Here is a 21369-nt window from a genome sequence, read left to right on the forward strand (position 1 = left end):
CACCCGCCGCCGGTAGGACATGCCCGACTTCCACATTCCCAACGACCCGCAGTGGCAGTGGGCGTACGACCTCATCCTCGTCGCCGTCGGCGAGGAGTACCCGAAGGCCGACCCCACCGCCCTGCGGGCCATGGGCGACGAGTTGTACGCGCTCAGCAGCACCATCCTCAACGGGATGGGCGCCACCGCCAACCTCGGCTACGGGCTGGCCGGGAGCCTGTCCGGCCCGGCGATGGACGCGTTCCAGCAGTACCAGGTCGGCATCACCAGGAATGTGCCGGCCGGCGGCAACATCGCGCTGGCGCTGGGCGGCTCGGCCTACAACTTCGCGCTGGACTCGGAGAACACCCAGTACAACATCGTCATCGCGGCCTTCACCCAGGTCGTCGAGATCGCCATCGCGCTGGCCTCCGGCTTCGGCGCCGCAGCGGTTCCCGCGCTGATCAAGATCGGTCAGGAGATCGTCAAGGCCCTGATCGACCTGTTCCGGCAGCGCCTGCGGCACATGCTGATGCGGCTGGCCTGGGAGGCGTTCCAGGAGGGCCTGGAGGAACTCTGGCAGAGCGCCGCCGCCCAGGTGACCCAGATCATCGAGGGAAACCGCAAGTCCCTGGACTACAAGGACCTGGCGATCGCGTTCGCCGGTGGCGCCTTCATCGGCGCGGGCGTCAGCGGCGTGCAGATGATCGGCGGCAAGTTCTTCCCGAAGATCAACGACAGCGTTCTGTCCCGGGAAGGGTTGTCGGCGCTCGCCGAGACGCTGTTCGAGGGCCTGTTCACCATGATGGTCGGCGGCGGCGGATTCAACCCGTGGGCCACCATGTCCTCCTCGCTGATCGGCGGGATGGCGCACCACTACGCCACAGTGGTCGGCAACAGCTACGGTCCCGGCGCCGGCGCCAAGGCGCCGCCGAAGATCGAGACGAACAGCCTCACCACCACGCCGTCCGCGCCGCCGCCGACGACGAGCGTGGACGGACCACCTGTTCCCCCGCCCGTCGGCTCCCCCACCGGGGCGGTCGGCCCCGCAGGTCACGGCGCTGCCGGGAACCAGGGCGCCGGTGGCCGGCCCTCGGACGGCTCCGGCACCGCGGGTGGCGCCGTCGGCGACCCGGGTCCGGGCCGGTCGGGCTCCGGCAGCCAGGGCTCCGGGAGTCAGGGCAGTTCCGGTCAGGGCAGTGCCGGTCAGGGCAGTTCCGGTCAGGGTCCAGGCAGCCAGGGGCCGGGGCAGCAGGGCGCGGGAGGCCAGGTGCCACCGGGCCAGGGCGCCGGGCAGCAGGGCGCGGGAAGCCCGGGCGCGGGAAGCCCGGGCGTCCAGGCGGGCGGGGGTTCCACGACGGGCGGGCAGACCGGCGCTGGAAGCGCGACGGCCGGTGGACAGAACGGCGCCGACGGTCCGGTCTCCAATGGCCAAGGCGCGGGTCGCGACGGCACCGGGAGCCAGGGCGCCGGCAACCCCGCCGGCAGCGGCAACACGGCCGGGACCGGCAACACGGCCGTCGGGACGGACGCCCCTGTCTCCACCGGGGACGGGTCCGCGCGCGGGGACTCGACGGGTACTGCGGCCGGAAGCCCGCCGATCGCCACCGGCGCGCCCTCGGCCGCCCCCGCGACGGTGGTCACCGACGCCACGACGACGCGCGGCGGCGCCCTGGCCGGACCGGACGGCTCGACGTCGGGTGGTGGGCTGCCGGGGTTCGACACCACCACGCCGTTGGCGTCGGCGACGCAGCCGCCCACCGCCTCCGGCTCACCACCGGGCGCCCAGGCCGGACCGGCGGCGCCGTCCACGACCGCGCCGTCCACGACCGCGCCGTCCCCCGCTACGCCCTCCCCGGCCACGCCGTCGGCCGCCACGCCCGCACCGGCCGCACCCGCCACCGGTACGTCCTCGCCGAACTCGCCGTCGGCGGCCACGCCCGCGGCAGGGCGGGCCGACAGCACCGGTGCCACGCCTGTGCTGCCACCGGCACGGGAGCAGGCGGGCGGCGTCTCGGTGGAGGTCGCTGCGGTCGGCGTGCCGCCGGCGGCCGGTCCCGCAGTGGGCATCGACGCGCCGGCCACCCCGGCACCGGCGACTGCGGCGTCCACACCGACCGGCCCGGTCGTCACCGCTGACGGCCCGACCACCGGGCCGGCCGTCCCCGTGGACGGTGCGACGACCGCCCACGCCCCGATGGACGCGGACGGCACCGGCCCCCGGAACGACCTCGCGCAGGCCGGTTCCCACCCCGGACCGGACCGGACCGGCGACCCGGGAACGACTCAACCCGTCGCCCCGGCCGCCGGAACGCCCGCCCGGGCCACGCCGAGCCCGCAGTTCCAGCGGGCGAAGTCGGACGCGGAACCGAAACGGCTGCGCACCGAGCGGTACGTCCCGTGGAAGGACACCGTCGTCCCCGGCACGCACCTGCTGCGCGGCGAGATCACGACCATCGACTTCACCACGCGGGAGTTCACCGCCGACGGGCGCGACTACCGGTCGTTCGACGTACACCTGGATCTGGTCTCGAAGAACGACCAGATGTCCCCGCAGGAATTGCGGGACTTCGCCGACGCGGTGCAGCGCACCGTCGACGAGATGGTCAACGACAGGTACACGCTGCCCGACGGCCGGCTGCTCCACATCGACCTGGTCGTCGACACGCCGCCGTGGCGCGACGGCATGACCCGCGACTGGCAGGCCGATCCGCGCCGCAACCCGCCGGTCGAGGTGACCTCGGAGACCGGGGTGAGAACCGACCAGCACCGGTGGAACGCCGGCGACCGCCTCTCGGTGATGGTGCACGAGGTGATGCACTACCTCGGCGCCAAGGAGGGTCACCAGGCCGTCGATCACCTGTTCACCACCCGCGAGCGTCCGGGGGTGATGGGCCTCGAGGTCGACACCCTGCCGACGTCGTCGAAGCAGGCTGCGACCTCGACCGGGCCGGTCGACTATCTCACGGCTGTGGATCTGGCGACGATCCACGACGCCGCGCTGACCGCGGGACCGGTGCGCGAGCTTCCGATCCCGCCGGCGGCGCGCGAGCAGGCACCGGACCCGTACCCGAACCCGCAGGTCCCGTCGCGTGCGCCGGCCCCGCCGCCTCCCCCCGGGGTGCCCGGCCCTCCGCCGCCACCACCACCGGCCGCGCCCGGTCGCCCGCCGCGGCCGGCCGGGGCGCCGACCCGGAATACCGTCCCGCAGCGGGCGGACCTCTCCGCTGCCACGCTGCCGCCCCGGCAGCGGCCCGTGCCGACGGCGATCGGGCGAGCGCTCACCGACAAGTACGAGATGGTGCACGTCATCGACCAGGGCTCCCCGGGCCTGGGCCACCAGGCGGCGACGGTCGCCATGCTCGACGGGCTGGCCGCGACCGGCTACCAGGGCACCGTGGTCCTGACCTATCCCAGCAACAAGACGCCGTACTACGCCGGGCAGCTCGGCCGGCAGGCCGACTTCGACAGCCCGGTGGGCTCGTACGACCTGTTCCACAGCGAGTGGACCGGGCGCCGGGGCGGGATGGACGTCGTCATGCGACCGCAGCAGAAGCCCGTCGACCCGGGCCAGGGGCGGAAACAGACGCCCGCCGACGACCGACGCAAGGAGCAGAACTGGAAGGAGATGCAGTGGCCCGGCGCCGGCGGCAGCGATCTGCCCGACTGGCGACGGAAGCTGCAGCCGTCGTTCCGGAAAGAGGCGGAGACCACCGCTCAGGAAGTTGGCCAGGGCCTGCGCCTCGACCTGGTCCGCGCCGAAACGCCACCTCCGGGCGCCGTCCTGATCGTCCTGCCGGCCGTCGACGCGAAGAACGACGACGGCTCGGAGGTGCCCGGGGAGAAGAAGGAGGAGTGGTTCCAGGAGAACTGGGAGCGCGGGCTGCGCACCGCCCACAACGGCAACCACGACGTGCTCACGCTCCAGCCGTTCCTGTGGGACAAGTTCCCCCGCCAGTTCCGCAGCACAAACGGGACGGTCAAGAATCTGGACGAGATCCTGACCGGTGTTCCGACCTACCGTGGCCGGCCACCGGCCACCCCGCCGCCGACCGCCGCCGAGGTCATCAGGGCCAACCGCGTTCCCGGGGCCGACGCTCTCGCGAACCTGGTCGACGACCCGGACACCGACGTGGTGCTCGTCTACTACGGCAGGACCGAGGTCACTCCTGAGCACAGCGACGTGGTCGGCCGGCTGGCCGCCGCCGCCCGGCCCGAGCGGCCGACTGTCGTCCTGGTGGTCGGCGACGCCGACCGGAGCTTCACGACAGGCAACCCCGACGTCCACGTCGCGCCGCTGCCCCGCATCTCGCCGGAGCAGATGGCCGGGCTCCGCGACCGCGCCACGCTCGTGGTCACCGAGGGCGCCAACACCTGGCAGGAGTCCCTCGCGGCGGGCAGGCCCACGCTCTCGGTGACGGCGTCCGCGGGTGACACCCAGCCGTGGAAGCACGAGCCCGCGCCGGTCGCGGCCTCCGGCTCCACCGGAGGCCGCGACCGGCTGTTGGCGGCGTCGGAGTACCTACGGCTCGGCGGTGACCCCGACACGGTGCGAGGCTTCGTGCGGGACGACGACGGCAGCGTCCGCGCGTACTTCGACCGGTGGCAGCAGGCTCTCGATCATGTCGGCTCCGACCAGGTCGACCAGGCTCTCGCCACGGTCACCGGCCTGCCGTTGGACCCGGAGGCCCGCCAGCGTGCCGAGGCCGCGCCGGGCGCGCCCCCGATGGACACCACCGCGCGCACGGCCGGGACCCCGCCGACCCGGCTCGACGTACCCAAGACCCGCGACGAGATCGCCCGGGCGCGCCACGAGCAGCGCGACACCGCGCCGCGCCGGATCGCGAACACCAGCGCGTACGACGTCATCGTCCGCGACCCGAGTCCGGACACCCGGGTGCCGGACGTGGTCGCGCGCTCCTACGAGCGGGCCGGCCTGGCCCTCCCGCCGGCCGGCCGGCCCCGCCTGCGCCTCGACGCGGTCGACAACCGGATCGCGTACGACCACCGGGTGCTCGACCTCGGCGACCGGAACGTGCAGGACTTCACGGTCAAGGTCTTCCTGGACCCGCGCGACGCCACGGCCGAGTCCGCCCGGGGCGACGTCGAGGCCCGGGTGACCGAGGCGGTCGACCGGATCTACAACCAGGGCTTCCGCATCGGAGACCGCGACCAACTGAACGTCACCGTCGAGTTCGTGACCCGGCCCGGCGAGGCGCACGCCGTCGTCGCGCTGCACGGCACCCCGTCGCCGGCCACGCAGACCGCCTGGTCGACGCATTCGTCCGACCTGGACCTGGCGCACGAGATCGGGCACTTCCTGGGCCTGCGCGACGAGTACGCGGTACAGGGCCGGGCCCTGGAGCGCGCGCTGGTCCGCGACGACAACTCGCTGATGGCGACCACCACCCCGCAGCCCGGCAACGAGCCGCGGCTGCTGGCCCGTGGCGTCGAGCAGATCGCCGGCCTGCGGCACGACGTGCTCTCGCCCGATCGCGGCGCGTTGCCGCCACGGACGCGGCCGTCCCGGTTCGAGCCGGTACGGGTGGCCGGCGGCCGCAACGCGCGGTTCGACGAGCTGGCCGGGCACACCCGCGACGTCAACCCGGGCACCTACCGGCAGGCGACGATCGACCTCAAGAACGAGGCGGCGCCGATCGGGTTCGTCGTCAACTCGATGCTCCCGGCCGCCGACGTCGACCAGATCCCCGAGGTGGTCCGGGCCGTCACCGAGGGCCTCGCCCCGGGCACCCGGGTCGCGTTCGTCTTCGGCGTCAACACCACCGCCGAGGTGCCGGACCTGGCGTTCCGGGACGCGGTCGCCCGGGCGGCCCGGCTCGCCGAGGGCCTCGACGTGCCGGTGGCGGTCAACGGCTACGCGGTCGGCACGAAGAACGACAAGTTCCCGTACGGCCGCACCCGCAACCAGGTGCTGCGCGACAGCGACACGGTGGCCGCGATCCAGGGTCTCGCGCAGGGCGGCCCGGACGGCGCGGACCGCCGCTACCCGTACGTCTCGATCCAGGACTTCGACCGGGGCGCCCGGACGATCGCCGACGGCACCCACGTCTTCGACCGCATCAACCGGGCGACCCGGTTCGATCCGGAGGCGACCGGGTCGCAGACCGACTCCCCGGCCCGGCCCTTGATGATCTCCGGCGGCTACCGCGTCGGTGACGCCGCGGACCTGGTCCGGCGTACCCGGGAACGGCTGGAACGACGCGCCCGCGACCACGAGGCGAGGATCACCGAACTCGCCACGCGCGACGACAAGGACGCGCGCAGGGAACTCGGGATCGAGCGGCAGAAGCTGGCCGCCGTCCACGGCGGGCTCGGCAAGCTCGCCACCCGGGCCGGGCAGGACACGTTCGTCCGGGACTTCGCCACGGCCGTGGACGAGGACATGCGCTCCCGGGACCGGCAGGCCACCGTCCACCCCATGCTGCCGTACTCGCCGGAGCCGAATCTCTTCGTCGACGGCCTGCTCGTCCTCGGCCGGCCCGAGGTCCGGTTCGGTGACGCGGGCGCCGAGTTCCTCCTGCTGGCCGAGAGCCTGCACCAGGCGTACGGCGACGAGCTGGCCGTCGCCCACGGCGCGGCGACGCCGGCCGACCTGCCCCCGGACGTCCTCACCACAGACGTCCAGGTCGAGTCGCAGAACAACAGGCATCCCGACCGCGACCTGGGGTTCATGACGGACTTCGTGGGCGCCGCCACGCCCACCGACCTGTCCCGGCTGGCGGCCGACTTCGCCGCCGGCAACTTCCTGCCCCAGTCGCACGCCGTGCCCACGAACGCCAACCGGCAGCTGTTCTACACCGAGGGCACCGGCTTCAAGGAGTACCGGGCCGAGCTGCGCAAGCCCGGCATCGCCGCCGGCAAGCCCTTCGCCGCCCCCACCGACGTGGTGCCCCGCCGCGCGGGGGTGGCGCGCGCCCCGGGCGAGCCGCCGAGGACGTGGCAGGAGTCGCTGACGCCGGAGCAGCTCCAGCAGCTCGGCGCACAGCCGCACAACCGGCTCGTCACCACCGTCTCGCTGCCGCCGCCCGGGGCGGGTCCCGCGCCGGAGCCCAGCGGCGAGGTCACAGTCGACCCCGACCTGGACCCGTCGAAGCCGGCCCGGACCGTGGGTCTGCCGACCAGCCAGCGCCTCGTCGCAGCGCACCTGGTCGCCACGTCCAACGACTCCGGGACCATCCAGCAGGAGTTCGCCGCCGCCACCGCCATCGCCGATCGTGGCGGGCTCAGCCGGCAGCCGGACTCGCTCTACGACGCGATCGCCGCCGGGCTGCCGGGCGCCGACGCGAACACCCTGCGGATCGACACCCTGCGGGCCGGCCGGGACACGATCGTGCTGGACGACGCCGCGGCGATGCGGCAGCAGCGCCCGTACGACAACGGGCACTTCGTGAAGGCGGCCCTCGCACCCGACCCCGGCACGCAGCGCCGCGGCACCCCGATCGACGACGCCGAACGGCAGCGGACCGGCAACGCGCACGACGTGGTCGAGTTCGCCGCCGCCCGGGGCAGCCGGGTGCACCTCACCGTGCACGACGGTGCGGGCGGCCCGGTCCGGGAGTACCCGGTGCGCGGCGCCAGGCCGCAGGGCCGGCTGGCGCTGGTCCGCACGATCGATGCGTGGGGCCGGGTCACCTACGCGCCGTACGTGCCACCGCCGCCCCCGGCGAGTGACACCGGCGACGACAGCGACGGCAGCGACAGCGAGTCCGGTGACTTCGGGATGTTCGGCGACGTGGCCGGCCTCGCCACGTTCGCGCCGACCGCCACCGCGCCGGCCGGCACCGCGACCACGAGCGCCACGACAAGCGGCGCCGCCTCGCCGCCGGTGGCCGGCGCCGTCGACTCCGGCCTGGTGTTCGCCGCGCCCGGCGACCGCGCCACCAGGTCAACCGCCCGGGACTTCCCGGACCGGCCCGACCGCTACCACGTGTTCGGACACGGCGAGACGGACGCGATCCGGGTCGGCGACGCCCGGATCACCCCGGCGCAGCTCGCCGCGCGCATCCGCGAGGACCGCGACCGCTGGCAGGGACGCCCGATCGTCCTGATCGTCTGCGACAGCGGCACCGACCGCAGCAACGGCTTCGCCGCGCAGCTCGCCCGGGAGCTGCCCGGCACGAGGATCATCGCGCCGGGCGGCGTGGTGTGGGCCGGGTCGACCGGACACGCGATCGTCACCGGGAGCGACAGTCGCGGCCCGGACGGCGAGGCCCTCACCCCGCCGACCGGGGACACCCGGTTCGTCGAGTTCGAGGCGTCGCCCACCGACCCCGGCCGGCTCACCGTCACCGAGCTCTCCCACGTCCTCGACGCGTACACCCCGGTCGGTCAGGTCGACGCCGACCGGACCGCCCGGTCCGTCGCGCAGCTCTTCGCCTGGGCGCAGTCCGACGTCACCGAGGTCGAGGCCCGGACCGGGCCGGCGCTCGACGCGCTCACGCCCGCCCTCGACGACGCCACCCGGGCCGACGCCACGCACCGGCGCGCCGCCGGGCTGCACCGCGACGCGGCGAACCGGCTGGCCGACCTGTCGGCGAGCCAGTTCCAGCTCGACCAGCGCGCCGACGAGGCGCCGAAGCTGGCGCGGGCCGGCGTCGACGCGGCGGCCCGCGCCGGGGACACGGCCGACGCGCGGCGGCTGCGCGAGATCGCCGGACGGACCGAGGAGCACATCCGCGACCAGGACGACGGGGTACGCGCCTCGCTCGCCGCCTCGGCCGCCGAGGTGGCCACCGTACGCGACCTGCGCGACGACGCCGCGTGGGCCGAGACGACGGCGGCGCGCGCGGACGAGGACCTGCGGTTCCTGCGGGAGCGGCACGACCGGCTCGCCGTCCTGCGGGCGGAGACCCGGCACTGGGCGGACCAGGCCGCCCGGGCGGCTGCCGACGCCACCGCGGCGCTCGGCCTGCCGCCCGGTCCGCGACGGGACCTGGCGCTCGCGGACGCGCTGCTGCGGGCGTACCCGGCGGTGAACGCGACCGCGCGGCGGCGGGCCGACCTCGACCGGATCACCGCCGAGCTGGCCCCGCTCGGTGACCTGCCGGCCGCGGTGCGGGACCGGCGCGATGCCGCCGCCCAGGCCGACCGGCTGGTCGCCGACGTGGCGTCCAAGGCGCCCGGCGCGTCCGCCGCGCACACGGCCGCGTTGTCGCACATGGACGACGCCCACGACTCGCTGACCGAGTCGGAGGAACGACTGAACGACGTCTACGACCTAGCCGAGCGGCTCGGCGTGCCGCCCCGGACCCCGTCGCCCGCGCCGGCGCCGGCCGACGCGCCGGATGCGACGACGCCGCAGGACGACGCCGACTCCGACCTGGAGCCGCCGGCCGACCTGCTGGTGGAGACCGGACCGGCGGGCCTGGCGCCGTTCTCGCCGCCGGAGACCCGCACCGACGAGACCACAGCGGGCGAGGCCGCCCAGGGCGAGGCCGCCGCCGAGGAGATCGGCACGGCGCTGACCACCGAGGGCGAGGTGGCGCTGCCGTCACCCGAGGCGGTACGCCGTCGCCTGCCCACCTACCTGCGGGACAGCCACACCCTCGGCATAGCCGAGCAGCTACGGGCCACCCGGGACGCGGCGCTCGGCGCGGCGCTGCGGACCCTCGACCCCCGCCTGCCGGCCGACGTCGTCGCCGCGGTGGAGGCCGACAGCCGCGACGACATCGACCAGTTCCTCGGCGCGGGCCGCCCCTACCCGGTCACCGTCGGCGGCCGCCCCGCCGAACTGGTGGTGACCGCCGTCCTCGACTGGGACCGGCTGACAGTCGACCGGCTCCACGACGATCCGCGCAAGGTCACCACCAAGACCCGAGAGAACCTCACCCACACGCTGCGGCACAACCGTGACCGGCACGTCGAGCCGAAGGTGACTGTGACCGCGCTGCCGGGCGTCGTCGTCGGCGTGGGCGGCTCGGTGCCGACGGCGCCCACCACCGAACACTCCACCGCCCACAAGGGCACCTACACGTCCACCACCACTGTCAAGGTCACCGACCTGGCCGAGGTGAGCGTGCCGGTCCGCTTCGTCGCCCGGCTCGTCCGGCCCGGCCGTCCCGACACCGGACCGGTCCGGGCCGCCGGCACCGTCGCTCTCGCCGTACCGACCGGGTTGCGTCCGGTCGGTACGACCGCGACGTCCGCCGCGGACCCGGCGCTCGACGGACCGGTCCCGGCCCGGTTCGCGGTGGAGAGCGTACGCAGCCGCCCGGCCGATCCGGGCGCCACGTTCTTCGAGCAGGTCGAGGCGATCCTCGCCGAGGACGGCATGGCCGACGTGGTCCGCATCGGCGCGCCCGGCCGGCCGGCCGTGCAGAAGCTGCTCAGCGACGCGGCGTTCGCCGGCACGTTGCCGACGACGGTCGTCACCGACCCGGCGAACCGGCACGACGGCTGGGTCCGGTCCGGTTCGCTGCCGCGCGGCGCGCGCACGGGCTGGCGGCGCTTCTTCCCGGGCCGCAGCCAGCAGGTCGAGGTCCGCCTGGTCGCCCGCCGCATCGAGCAGGTGGAGAGCGTCGACGGGACCGCCCACGTCGACACGTCCGCGCTCGCGGCCGAGAGCAGCGCCGGCGCCACCGCCAAGCGGCTGTGGGGCGGCTGGGCCACCGCCGGCCCCGGCGTGGACGCGGGGCCGCTCAGCCTGGTCGTCGCGCCCCGGGTCGGCGGCAGCCGGGAGGTCGGCGTCAGCCGGATGGTCACCGAGCGGACCGGCGCCAAGCAGACCGTGACGGGCACCGCCCCCGGCATCCGGTACCGCGTCGAGTACGGCGTCCAGGTGCGCGTCCTGGGCCGCGAGCCGCGGATGCTGGCCGGTTCCGTCGAGGCTCTCCAGTGGACCACCCGGGACCGGCTGCCGGGCACCGCCCTCGACCCGGGCGGCCGGGAATGGCACGGACGGCGCGGCGCCGCCCGGACCCACTTCGCGCCGGCCCGCATCGAGCGGGGCGAGTCGTTCGGCGGCGCGCACCTGACCCGGTTCGGCGACCGGGGGCTCTACGAGACGGTCGCCGAGGCGGTGCGGTCGGTGCCCGGTCACGACCGGTTCCGCCTGGCCACCCGGGACGAGATGCTGCGGCACTTCGACGACCCGCGGCTCGCCGACGGGCTGACCCCGCAACTGCAGGCCGCGCTGAGCCGCGACGCGGACCTGCGTACCCAGCTCTCCCCCGACCAGCTGCGCCACCTGGCGGACCGGATCGTCGGCCCCGGGCTGAAGATCCCACTGATCCGCACCGGCACGTTCCACGACCACGTCACTGTGGTGACCATCCGGGGCACCCTGCGCGACGTGTCCGACGGCGACCTGCTCGACCGCGAGAAGATCGGCACCGACGCCAAACAGGACGCCCGGTCCACAGTCACCAGCGGGCGCGACCGCAGTACATCGGCCGAGATCAGCCTGGAGCCCCGCATCCTCGGCCCGCTCGGCCAGGCCGCCTCGGCGATGCTCGGCGGCCCCCGCGCCGCCGTCACCTGGAGCGCCACCGACGAGAGCGCGATCACCGGCCGGCAGGCCGCCGAGAGCAGCCACGGGCCGAACCTCGACGGCGAGGGCAAACCCACTGGCGTACGGCTGCGCGAGTTCGCCGCCACCCTCGACCTCACCGTCACGGCCCGGTCGAGCGTGCGGGTCAACCAGGCGGGCCGGCAGCTGTCCGTCGGGGCGTACGGCCGGGACGTGCCCACCGTCGTCGCGACGTCCGAGCAGCGCCCCCGTACCCACCGCCTCGACGTGCGCATGCTCGTCCCCGAGACGCGGGTCTCCCGGCAGCGCCCCGCTCCCGATCCCGGCCCCGCCGCACGGGACGAGCAGACCATCGCGTACCCGCCCCCGCTGAGCCGGATGACCGGCGGCCCGCACGACCTCGACGGGCGCCGGGTGGAGTCCTTCGTCGGCGCCGGCCGGCTGCAGGAAGCCGTGGTCGACACGCTCCACGAGGCCAGCGGCGACGACATCTACACCGTCGAGGACGGCCGGATCTCCACTGTCGTCGCGGACGAGCTGTCGCCGGAGCGCCTCACGGGTGACGCCGAGCTGTTCAGCCGCCCGCTGGCGCTGAGCAACCTGTGGCACGGCCGCCGGGCCGCGGACGCCCGCGCCGACGTGCGGGTACGGCTGCGACCGACGAACCCGGTGGTGCTCGACGATGCGGACGAGTTCGCCCGGATCAAGCGGACCTTCGCCAGCGGCACCGCGCGCAAGACCACGCACGGACGCTCGGTCGAGCTGAGCCTCTCCGCCACCGGCGTCGCCACGGTGAGCGGCCCGGCCGCCGACCACGGCGGCAGCACCGGCCGGCCGGCGGGCGCCGTCGTCCTGTCCGTCACGCCGTGGCGGCGCGCCTGGGGCCGGATCAGCGAGCGCAGCGTCTCGGGCATCTCCAAGCTGCGCGTCGGCGGCCGGCCCGAACGCGAGCTGCTGGTGCGGGTCGACGTGGAGGCGGAGGTGGTCGCCGAGGCACGGCACGACACCAACCTGCTTCCGCTGGGCCTCTGGCCCGCCTCCCCGGCCCGCCGCGCCGGCCGGCGGCTCACCCTGCCGGGCGCTGTGGTCATGCGGATGACGCCGACGGAGCTGAAGCGGCTCCAGGACCGCGACCGGGCCCGCCGGCACCAGAGCGCCGACGTACGGCTGCAGCTGCGACACGCCGAGAACGCCGAGACGGTACGCGCCGACCAGCGCGAGCAGCGCGCCCGCATGGCGCGGGCACAGGCCGCTGAGCGTGGGGAACTGCTGCGGCGGCAGCACACCGAGCGCCGCGACGCCTCCGACTACGTCGACCGGGTGCGCAGGCGCCGCGCCGTCGGCGAAACGGAGCGGCGGCGCGTCGACCAGTCCTTCGCCGCGCAGGAGGAGCGGCACCGGCGCGAGCTCGCGGAGCTGACCGCGACGCACGACGAGGCCACGCGGGCGCTGCTTCAGGCGCAGGAACGCCAGCGGGCCGCGCAGGCCGAACACCAGCAGCGCGAGCGCGACATCGTCCGGCAGGAACAGCAGCGGCAGGACGAGGCCGCGGCCGACCCCGGCACACCGGCCGACAGGGAACAACCAGCGTTCCGGCCCGGACCGCAGCGGTCGTTCGGCATCGGCGGCGTCACCACCCACGTCGACCTCACCGATCGCATCCCGCACCTGCGGCGGGCCCTGGCCCGGGCGTCGAGCGAGGAACTCGCCCAGGCGATCCTGCCGTCCGGCCAGGACCGCAGCCCCTTCGACCCGGTACGCGGGCTCGGCAGCTCCGGTTTCCTCGGCGCCGCCCACCTGCACCTGGCGGACGCGCTCAACGGCGGCCGGAGCGAGCCGATCCGCGTGGAGCGGCGCTTCCGGGGCTCCACCTACCACGTCACGCTGACCGCCGAGCCGGTCGGCGAGCCGAGCTTCACCGGCATCGAGCTGGTCGACGAGATGTCGGTCACCGACCGCTCGGTCGTCGGCGAGGCGCACAGCCGCACCACCTCCCGGACGGCGGCACAGGTGACGCTGACCGCGCGGGCGCAGGGCACCGAGACCGAACGGGTCGAGGACGACGCCACCCGGACCACCGGGCACGGCCCGGCCTCCGGCACCGTCGCCGCCGGCCTCACCGGCACCGCCGCCCTCGGCAACCGGGCCACCAAGGCGACCGAACGCACCGGCCGCACGTTCGAGCAGACGCTCACCGTCTCCGGGCCGGTGCCGACGTACCGCGGGGCGGTCCGCCTGACCATGACCGTCACCGGCAAGGGGCTGCCCGAGGACGGCGTGTCGATCCAGACCATCCGCGACGTCACCACGTACTCGGCCACGCAGGGCCGGTCGCAGGCCGTCTCCGGGCCGGTCACGACGGTGCCCGCCGCGCAGACCACCGATGGGGGGCGGCAACTGTGGCGCGGTGCCACCGGCTTCGATCCGCTGCCCGAGCCGGGCCGCTTCGCCGTCGAGGACGTCCTGGTCCACCTGCCCGACCTGCACGAGGCGGCCCGGCAGGCGCTTGTCGCGTCGGGCGTCGAACCCGGCCGCGACGTCACCGCGGCGCTGCGCGACACACTGACCGTCACCCGGATGAAGGCGCTGCCGGCCATGCTGGCCGGCGCGTTCCCGCTGCCGATGCCGGCCCGGCTGGGCCGCGACCTGTACCTCGACGCCCGCCTGGTGGCCCGCCCGAAGCTGCTGCGCGCGGACGCCACGGTGAAGATCGGCGGCTCGGCGAAGCGGAGCGCCGACACCGAGTTCGAGCAGACCAGCGGCCATTCGTTCGCGCTGAGGACAGCCGGGCCGCTGGTCGTCGGCGGCGTCGGTCATCCGGGTGGCGCGAGCCGGGTGGGCGAGCGGGAGGCCTTCAACGCGGTGAACGCCGCGACGCTCGTCGAGCATCAGCTCTACCGCACCGACCCGGCCACCCAGGTGAAGGACGAGGGCAAGGTCGCCGTCAGCACGACCGGCAAGCCGACCCGGCGCACCGACCCGGACGACAAGCTCACCGCCGCGGTGGAGTACGACGTCGAGTTCCGCTTCGTCGCACGTTCCCGCGACGCCGCCGGCAAGCACCGGGGCGGCGCCGAGGTCCGGGTGCCGGGCGGCTACGTGGTCCGGCTGGACGAGGAGGCGGCCCGGGCCGTCACCGGCCGGGACCTCTCCCCGGGGCTGCGCGCGTCCGCGCTCGCCGTCGCCGACGCGGCGAAGACGCTGTCCGAGGCGACGGCCCGCCTGGACGGCCTGACGTCCCGGGCGGACGCGGACCCGGAGGAGGTCGCCGGGGCCGAACGGGCCGTGGCGGACGCCGAGAAGACCTGGTGGGACGCTTACCACGCGCACGAGACCGAGGTGACCCGGCCGCCGGTCCCGGTCCCGCCCGCTGCCGTGCCGGCCGCCGCCGTCGCCACCCCGACCGCGCAGACCCCGCTCGTCGGCGATCCGGTCGACGTCGCCACCGGCCGGGTGATCTACACCGAGGAGGACGCCCGGCTCCCCGGGCTCACCCTGGAGCGGACCCACCGCTCCGACTACCGCTGGGGCCGCTGCTTCGGCCCGGCCTGGGCCTCCACGCTGGACCAGCGCGTCGTCACCGACGCCACGCACGCGCGGTTCCTGGCCGCCGACGGCTCCGTCCACACGTACCCGCTGCCCGCCGAGGGCGACGAGGCCCGGCCGGTCCTGGGCCCCGGCGGGCCGCTGCGCCGGCTGACCGGCGGCGGCTGGCTGCTCACCGGGCCGGACCGGCGGCTGCTGTTCGCCCCGGCCGCCGAGCACGGCGACTCCTGGCTCAGCGACGTGGTCACCGACGACGTCGGCTGGCACATTGAGCGCGCCGCCGACGGCACGCCCGAGCTGCTGACCTCGACCTCCGGCGTGGTCGTGGTCCCGCACCTGGCCGGCGGCCTGGTCGTCGGCGCGCACGTACGGGCGCCCGGCGACACCGCCGCCGAGGCGGTCCACCTGCCCACCTTCGGCTACGACGACAGGCGGCACCTGGTCGAGGTACGCAACTCCTCCGGCCACGCCACGCGGCTGCGCTACGACGAGGCGGGCCGGCTGGTGCGCTGGCAGGACCGCAACGGCGAGTGGTTCGGCTACGACTACGACGAGGCGGGCCGCTGCGTCCGCGCCGGCGGCGCCGGTGACTGGCTGCGCTACCGCCTGCGGTACGACGACGGCGTCACGTCCGTGACGAACTCACTGGGCCAGGTGACCCGGTACGAGATCAACGAACGCCGCCAGGTCACCGCGATCGTCGATCCGCTGGGCGCGACCATCCGGCAGGAGTGGGACTCGGCGAACCGGCTGCTGTCGCGTACCGACCCGCTCGGGCGCGTCACCCGGTTCGACCACGACGCGCGCACGCTCACCCTGCCGGACGGCTCGACCCACCGGGTCCCGCCGCGCCGGCCCGCGCCCGCGGGCGGCATCGAGTTCGACGCGCTCGGACGGGTCCGGACGACCCGGGCCCCGGACGGGGCGGTCACGACGTACGGCTGGACCGCCGAGGGGGACCTCGCGTGGCGGGTCCGCCCGGACGGCTCCACGCAACGGTGGTTCTACGACGGTGAAGGGAATCTGGTGGACGTCATCGACGCATCAGGAAGGGCGGTGAGCTTCGAGTACGGCCCCTTCGATCTGCCCACGGCCCGGGTGGATCAGGCGGGGAACCGCACCGAGTTCACGTACGACACGGAACTGCGGCTGACCGCCGTGACGAACCCGGCGGGCCGGACGTGGCGCTACGAGTACGACGCGGCCGGCCGCCTGTGCGGGCAGACCGACTTCGACGGCCGTACCCAGCGCTACGAGCACGACGACGCGGGACAGCTGATCGCGCACACCGACGCCGCCGGCACCGTCACCCACTACCTGTGGGACGCGCTGGGCCGGGTCGTCGAACGTCGCGTCGGTGACGCCGTCACCCGCGTCGAGTACGACGCCGACGGCCGCGTCGCAGCCGTGACCAGCCCGGACGCGCAGGTGCGGTTCACCCGGGACGCCGAGGGCCGGGTGCTGTCCGAGACGATCAACGGCCGGACGGTGCACACCTCGTACACCGATTCCGGGGCGGTCGCGACGCGCACCACGCCGTCGGGCCGGTCGAGCCGGTGGACGTTCGACGCCGCCGGCCGCCCGGAGCGCCTGACCGCCGGGGAGCACCTGCTCGGCTTCACGCACGACGACGCCGGCCGGGAGATCGGCCGGACCATCGGCGGCCTGGTCGCGCTGCGGCAGACCTTCGACGCGGCGGGCCGGCTCACCGGGCAGCACATCGCCGACGCCGCCGAGCGCCGCTACAGCTACGACGCCGCCGACCGGGTCACCGCGATCGCCGACTCGCTCGCCGGTGACCAGTCCTTCACCGCCGACGACACCGGCCGCATCCGGGCCGTCGACGGGGACGTCCCGCAGCGGTACGACTACGACGAGGCCGGCAACCTGGTCGGCGCCGGCGGCGGGCGCTGGGAGTTCACCGGCACGATGCTGGTGCGCTCCGACGACGCGACGTTCTCCTACGACGCGAAGGGCCGCCTCACCGGCCGGGTCGACGCCGCGGGCGCGTGGCGCTTCGAGTGGGACGCCGAGGACCGGCTGGTGCTGGCCGTCACCCCCGGCGGCGACCGCTGGCGCTACCGCTACGACGGCTTCGGCCGGCGCATCGCCAAGCAGCGCCTCGGCGACGGCGGCCGGGTGCTGGAGGAGGTGTCCTTCGCCTGGTCCGGCGACCTGATGCTGGAGCAGACGCACCGCGACGTCACCGGCGCGACCACCACGACCACGTGGGACTACCGGCCGGACGCGGCGGTGCCGGTCGCGCAGACCGACGACGGCACGCTCCGCGCGGTGATCACCGACACCATCGGCACCCCGACCCACCTGGTCGAGCCGGGCGGCGGGCTGCGCTGGTGGTCGCGGGGCGACCTGTGGGGACGCGGCGCCGACCGCACCGTGACGCCGCTGGCCTTCCCCGGCCAGTACGTCGACGCCGAGACCGGCCTGCACTACAACCGGTTCCGCTACTACGACCCGGCGACCGGCCGGTACGTCAGCCCCGACCCGCTCGGCCTGACCGGCGGCCCGAACCCGACCGCGTACGTCGCCGACCCGCTCACCGTCGCCGACCCGCTGGGCCTGACCAGTTGCACGCCCGCCCCGGCGACGCCGCACCCGCTGGCCACCGTGGAACCGGCGCTCGCCGCGCCCACCGACCAGACGCCCAGCAGCCTGCCCACGAACGCGGCACCGCCGCCGCCGAGCGCGCTCTACGGCATGCCGTACCAGTTGCAGGTCAGAGTCGTGGACGAGTACGGGCAGTTCCTGAGGTACGAGACCGTCATGCGTGACACCCCGTCGCCGCCGGCGGTCTCCACCCCGGCCGGCGCCGTGGGATATCACGCCCGTCAGTGGTTCGACGACGTCGCGCCGGCGTCGCGTACCGAGCTCCGGAACCCGAACTCCCTGGGGTCGCAGACCTACCAGGAGATCCGCGACGAGGTCTACCCGCACCTCGGAACCCGCCCCTACACGGGTGCCCGCAGGGACACGGTGGGCCACCTGAACGAGCCGCTCGTCGGCGGGCTCAACTACTACAACACCACCACCACGACCAACCGTCGGGGCGTGTCGCGAACGCACATCGGTGTCGGTGACCGGATCGCCGGCGAAGCCGACGGTGGCCAGGAGACCGCACGTCAGATCGCCAGCTATCTGCGCGGCGAGATCGAGCTCGACCAGATCGGATCCGCGCCCGGACGGGAATTCGCCCGGATCGTGATCTTCGCGGAGAACGCCCGCGGCTACGAGTCCGAGGTCAGTACACTGCCCATCGCGCTGGATCACCTCGCCAACGCGACAACCACGTCGGGTACCGCCGCCCAATGGCGGACCATCCAGTCGTGGTTCCCCCCGGCCGCGCAAGGATTTGCCAGCGACGAGTTCGTGCCGCGCGAGAGCCGGCCTCCGGTGGCCAGCATCATGCCGCCGCAACGGCCCGACGGGGTCACGCAGACCGGGTCGTACTACAACATGGTCGAGATAACCGACGCGCCTCCACCGGCGAGCTCCTCGAATGCCCAGGCCGGGCCGAGCCGGCAGCGCGACTACCGGTCGCGAAGCCCGGAGCGCCGCGGCGGCAGCAGCCGTGGGCGCTACCAGTACGGCTTCCAGGGCCCGCAGACCGGCACCACCGACGTCCGCGGCGCCGCCGCGCCGGTCACCGACCCGTTCCGTACGCCGCTCGCCGACCAGTTGACGGCGGCGCAGAGCGACCCGCGCGCGCAGGTCCGGATTCTCGACTCGTTCCGGGACCAACTGTCGTACGAGTACACGTTGGACAACGGCTCGACGCTGCGGGTGCTGGCCGCCAACCTGCACGGCGACACCGCCAACACCGGCGCCGACCTGGCCACGCTGAACGCCGCGGACCGCGAGCACCTGCGCTGGATCAACGACCACCGGGACGCCGGCAGCGTCGCCGCCAACGTCGACTGTGTGCCGCTCACCCTGGCCGTCGACGCGTACCGGCAGACCGGCGCGGTCACCCAGGTGCCGGCGCAGACCCAGCCGATGGAGATCGGCGAGGTCATGAAGCGGTACCCGGGCCGGAGTGTGGACGAGGTCGGCAGCATCCGCGGCCTGATGGAGGCCCTCGGCGCCATGCCGAACGGCACGACCGCAATCGTCGGCCTGCGGCCCGATGGTCCGGGGACCGTCGGACACGTCATCAACGTGTCGAAGGACGGGCAGGGCCGTGTCACCTTCGAGGACGCCCAGGTCCCCGGACTCGCCACGCTCCCGGCGATCTCCCCGGACGGCTCGGTCGTCGTCATCCGGACCAGTGACCCGGCTCCCGGCAGCGACGTCGACATGGCCTCGGTCCGCGACAGCGACTCCGACGTCGACATGGCCTCCGTGCGCGACGCCGACAGCGACGTCGACATGGTGTCGGTCCGCGACGCCGACAGCGACGTGGACATGGCGGACTTCTCGCCGACCACCGAGACGTTCGCCGGTGTGGCGCCCGAGGCGGTGGCGAAGACCACCGCGCAGACGCCCACTGTGGGCGACCCGATCGACGTCACCACCGGCCGGATGATCCTCACCCACACCGACGCGGTCCTGCCGGGGCTCACGCTGGAGCGGACCTACCGCTCCGACTACCGGTGGGGCCGGTCGTTCGGCCGGGCCTGGGCCTCGACGCTCGACCAGCGGATCATCGTCGACGGCGAGCAGGTCCGCTACCTGGCAGCCGACGGCTCGCTGCTCACGTACCCGCTGCCCGCCGAGGGCGAGGTGGCGCAGCCGGAGACCGGCCGCACGCTGCCGCTGCGCCGGCTGGTGGGCGGCGGCTGGCTGCTGACCGATCCGACGTCCGGCCGCAGCCTGCTGTTCGCCGCGGCGTCGCGCACCGAGTCGCTGCTGACCGACATCACCGGCGGTGGCGTCCGCTGGACGATCGGCCGCGACCGCCGGGGCACCCCGACGCGGCTGCTGTCGTCCACCGGCGCCGTGATCGCGCTCACCTCGTCCGCAGGGCTGATCACGATGGTCTCCCTGCCGAACGCGGCGGGTGACCTGATGGCGGCGTCGCAGTTCGGCTACGACGGCGACCTCAACCTGATCGAGGTGACGAACTCCTCGGGCGACCCCGAACGCTTCACGTACGCCGACGGGCGGCTGGTGCGCTGGGAGGACCGCAACGGCGAGTGGTACACGTACACCTACGACGAGGCCGGCCGGTGCGTCGCCACCGACGGCAAGGGCGGTTACCTGCGCTACCGGTTCGACTACCAGCCGGGCCGCACGGTGGTGACCGACTCGCTCGGCGCGGTGCGCGTCTACGAGCTCAACGACCGCTTCCAGGTGGTCGCCGAGACAGACGCGCTCGGCGCCACCACGCGCAACGTCTGGGACGAGGCGTACCGCCTGCGGTCCACGACCGACCCGCTGGGCCGCACCACCTCCAGCGAGTACGACGCGCTCGGGCGGCTGGTCTCGGTCACCAGGCCGGACGGCAGCCGGTCCACCACCACGTACGACGACCTCGGTCGCGCGGTGTCCTGGACCGACTTCGACGGGAGCACCCGCAACCGCCAGTTCGGCCCGGACGGCCTGATGGTCGCCGAGGTGGACGCCTCCGGCGAGGTGGTCCGGTACGAGCAGCCGGCCGCCGACGGCCAGGGCACGACCACACACGTCGGCCCGACCGCCGTCGTGCGCGACCCGGCCGGGCAGATCACCTCGGTGAGCACCGGGCAGGGCGAGACGGAATACGTCTACGACGCGCTCGGCCGCCTGTTCAGCATGCAGGACGACACCGGTCTCACCGAGTTCGGCTGGACGCTGGAGGGTGACCTGGCCTGGCGGGAGAACCCGGACGGCTCCGTCGAGGAGTTCCGCTACGACGGCGAGGGCAACCTGGTCGAGTGGGTTGACGCCACCGGCCGCCGGACGATCCGCGAGTACGGCGCGTTCGACCTGGTCACGGCCGAGATCGACGACGAGGGCAACCGCACCGAGTACGCGTACGACACCGAGCTGCGGCTGGTCCGGGTCACCAACCCGGCGGGTGCGACGTGGAGCTACACGTACGACCCGAACGGCCGGATGGTGTCCGAGACCGACTTCGACGGCCGCACCCAGCGGTACGTCTACGACGCCGCCGGGCAGCTCGTCGAGCGCACCGACGCGGCCGGCGCTGTCACGCACTACGCGTACGACCTGCTCGGCCGGGTCGTGGAGCGGCGCACCGGCGAGGCGGTGACGCGCTTCGCGTACGACGCGGCGGGGCGGGCCGTCTCCGCCGAGGGCGACGACTCGCAGGTCCGGCCGGAGCGTGACCCCGTACCCCAGCGCTGACCCACCGCCCGCCCCGGCCGTCACGGCGGCCGGGGCGGGCACCCGCCCGA

The 21369-nt window shown here is 74.7% G+C and carries 1 protein-coding gene; it reads left to right on the forward strand.

The features are described 5' to 3' along the window. Window positions 1-19: 19 nt before the first annotated feature. Window positions 20-21319 (forward strand): DUF6531 domain-containing protein, encoded by a 21300-nt coding sequence (locus tag AMK25_RS20500; RefSeq protein WP_158070671.1) that lies wholly within the window; start codon window positions 20-22, stop codon window positions 21317-21319. The last annotated feature ends 50 nt before the right edge of the window (window positions 21320-21369 follow it).

The sequence above is a fragment of the Micromonospora sp. TSRI0369 genome (assembly GCF_001905625.1).
Classification (GTDB): Bacteria; Actinomycetota; Actinomycetes; order Mycobacteriales; family Micromonosporaceae; genus Micromonospora; species Micromonospora echinospora_A.